The organism is Terriglobales bacterium (assembly GCA_035624455.1).
Classification (GTDB): Bacteria; Acidobacteriota; Terriglobia; order Terriglobales; family Acidobacteriaceae; genus DASPRM01.
In genome coordinates, this window is record DASPRM010000035.1 from 1 (window position 1) to 2843 (window position 2843).

General features: G+C 56.9%; 5 protein-coding genes. 3 read left to right on the forward strand and 2 right to left on the reverse strand.

Features of this window, described 5'->3' with window-relative positions; translation table 11 throughout:
- Both VEG30_04490 and VEG30_04495 read right to left on the reverse strand, forming a co-directional pair.
- Window positions 1-354: SRPBCC domain-containing protein (locus VEG30_04490; GenBank protein ID HXZ79165.1), on the reverse strand; the 354-nt coding region annotated here is incomplete at its 3' end.
- Between the two features lie 4 nt (window positions 355-358).
- Window positions 359-742 (reverse strand): metalloregulator ArsR/SmtB family transcription factor, encoded by a 384-nt coding sequence (locus VEG30_04495; protein HXZ79166.1) that lies wholly within the window; start codon window positions 740-742, stop codon window positions 359-361.
- A 296-nt stretch (window positions 743-1038) separates the two neighbouring features.
- Here VEG30_04495 and VEG30_04500 point away from each other — a divergent pair, with 296 nt between their 5' ends.
- The 3 genes from VEG30_04500 to VEG30_04510 all read left to right on the forward strand — a co-directional run bounded on the left by VEG30_04500 (window position 1039) and on the right by VEG30_04510 (window position 2779).
- The gene (locus tag VEG30_04500) at window positions 1039-1578 is read left to right on the forward strand and encodes an SDR family oxidoreductase (protein ID HXZ79167.1); all 540 of its coding nucleotides are present in this window, start codon (window positions 1039-1041) and stop codon (window positions 1576-1578) included.
- A 273-nt stretch (window positions 1579-1851) separates the two neighbouring features.
- Window positions 1852-2364 carry a DUF427 domain-containing protein gene (locus VEG30_04505; protein HXZ79168.1) on the forward strand — a complete coding sequence of 171 codons (513 nt, stop codon included), beginning with the start codon at window positions 1852-1854 and terminating at the stop codon, window positions 2362-2364.
- On the forward strand, window positions 2333-2779 hold the full coding sequence (locus tag VEG30_04510; GenBank protein ID HXZ79169.1) for a hypothetical protein: 447 nt from the start codon (window positions 2333-2335) through the stop codon (window positions 2777-2779). The genes VEG30_04505 and VEG30_04510 overlap by 32 nt, the downstream gene beginning before the upstream one ends.
- The last annotated feature ends 64 nt before the right edge of the window (window positions 2780-2843 follow it).

Sequence of the window (2843 nt, forward strand, 5' to 3'; positions counted from 1 at the left end):
CACGGTGTTCAGCGTCTCCAACGGAAGGTTGGGCATCCAGGGGTTGCGCGTGAGGCCACCGTGCTCGTCGCTGAAGCCATTGAGCCACACCAGGCGCTCAGGTGCGACGATCTCGCGGAAGATGAATCGGGCCCACATGGCTCGGCCGTCAGGGAATTTCATGCGGTAGTGGAAAATTCCTCCGGGCTTGAGTTCATGGCGGGCGATCTCGATGCTGCTGCCAGGCGTGCCCCACCAGTGCTTAAGATGCTCGGGCTGGGTGAAGGCGTTCCACACATCTTCGCGGGACGCGTCAAATGTTCGACTGAAGACGAATTTGGTTGCTGCGTTCGCTGTCTCGGCTGACTGGGCCACGATATCACTCCTCGGACTTGGTCTTCGATCTCTTCTTTCCTGAACCCTTGCTTTTCGATTTTGTCCTGGCCGCTTGAATCTCGCGCAGGTAGGCGTCGAGCCGGTCTAAGCTCTGCTCCCAGAATCGGCGATACTCTTCGATCCAGCTTGCAGCTTCCTTCAGCGGGCCTGCTTCCAGGCGGCAGGGCCGCCACTGCGCCTCGCGGGCACGGGCGATGAGGCCGGCGCGCTCCAGCACCTTGAGGTGCTTCGACACCGCTGGCATGGACATCTCGAACGGCTTCGCTAGTTCTGTGACCGAGGTCTCGCCGAGCGCCAGCCGGGCTAGGATGGCGCGCCGAGTGGGGTCAGCGAGGGCGGCGAAGGTGGAGCTGAGCTGATCGTGCATCTTTGATAAACCAATCGGTTACATAACCGATAGGTTAAATATAAGGCAGCTCATGAGCGTTGTCAAGTAGGTTTTTCCTTTTTTAAGACATTTGGAAATTTCCCCAATCTTAACTGATTAGAAATGTCCCCTTTTTAGGTTGAGGTTGTTTGTAGACTCTTCTACGGAATCGATCAAAAAGACACACCCAAAAGACTACGATCTGGGAATACTGGCCGAAAGCGGAGGCTAGTTTCTGAAACCGGGGTGCGTGCGGGCGAGTCCAATCACGTATAACCACCCTTTGGAGATTGCACATGACCAGCAACACTTCCACAGCACTTATCACCGGAGGAACGAGCGGAATCGGTCGCGCGACCGCCATTAAACTAGCGCAGCTCGGCATCCACGTTGTAGTTGTGGGTCGCAATGAGGAACGCGGGAAGAAAACCGTCTACGAAATTCGCGCGGCAGGCGGGAAAGCGGATTTTATTTCCTCTGATCTTCGGGACGCGAACAGTGCACGCGAAGTGGCGAAAAAAGTGATCGAACTCGGAAATGGTAATGTCGATATTCTCATCAACAATGCGGGAATCTATCCGTTTGGTCCCACGCATGAAATGACCGAAGAACAGTTTGATCACGTGTTTTCAATCAATGTCAAGGTGCCTTATTTCCTGGTAGCCGAGCTTGCTCCTGGGATGGCCAAGAGAGGCAAAGGGGCAATCGTGAATCTGTCGACGATGGCTGCCGATTACGGAGCACCAGGGATGAGCCTGGACGGTGCGAGCAAGGCCGCCATTAATCTGCTGACTAAGACTTGGGCTGCCGAATACGGTCGAGCGGCGTCCGCGTGAATGCAGTCAGTCCTGGGCCTACGCGCACGGAAGGTACAGACGCGATGGGCGAGGGTCTTGAGCAGCTAGCTGCACAGGGACCGGCCGGTCGCCCAGCTACTGCCGACGAGATCGCCGAGGCGATTGTGTTCTTGGCGACGGACCGTGCCAGTTTCATTTATGGCGCAAGGCTAAACGTAGATGGAGGGCGCACCGCCATCTGAGAAATTACAGGTGACGTGAAGGCTCAGTCCTTTGCCTTCTAAAGCTCACCGCTCGGAAAGGAAAAGTCGCATGAATAGCAAACAGAAAACCTCATCCGCCCAGGCGCCTAACAAAACGCAGCCGGAGGAATTCGATTGGGTGATTCTCGGCGGCGGCACGGGATCGACAATCGCTGCTTGGACATTTGCTCGAGACGGAAAGCGCATCGCTGTCGTCGATCGCAAATACATTGGCGGAAGGTGTCCGAATATCGCCTGCCTAGCAAAAACATCATCCACAGTGCCAAGGCCGCGTTGGACTTTCGCCGACGCAAGGAATTTGGCATCGCCGATCAAGGCTATGGGATTGTCATGGCAACAAGGTCCGTTATCACCGGGAACAATCGGGAGGTTTCTCGTGCCTGAACAGCTGCCCAAGAGATTGTTGTACGCCGAGCCCTTGCGTCGGCGGATACGCGTGCGCTTCGGCGGCACCTGGATCGTCGACAGCGAGAACGTCCTGCTGCTCTTCGAGCCGGGCCACTATCCGATCGCCTATTTCCCCGAGACCGATGTCTCTCCAAACGCAAGGCACCGAGCATAAGGGCCACCATCCCAATCTTGGGCTCACATTCTGGTACACGGTTCAGGCGGGCGGGCAGAGTGCGCCGCGAGGGGCATGGCAACACATCGACCTCCCCGCCTACGCGAGCGAGTTGCAAGGATTTGTCGCGTTCGCCTGGCCGTGCATGGACGCCTTCTACGAAGAAGACGAACGGATCGTGGGCCATGCCGCCGACAGCTACCACCGCATCGACATTCGCCCGTGGTCCGCCATCGTGACCGCATCGTTGCCGATACTAAACGGCCCATGGTTCTCTACGAATCCGGCTTTGCGCCGCGCTGGTACGTTCCACGTGCCGATCTCGATGAATCTGCGCTCACTCCCGTGGAACGCCAGACCTTCTGCCCGTATAAGGGCCTATGCAGCTACTACAACATCAGTGACGCTGATCTAGCGGTCTGGTCCTATCCTGAGGCATATCCCGAGGTCGGCCGCATCTCCAACTTCTTGTCATTCGA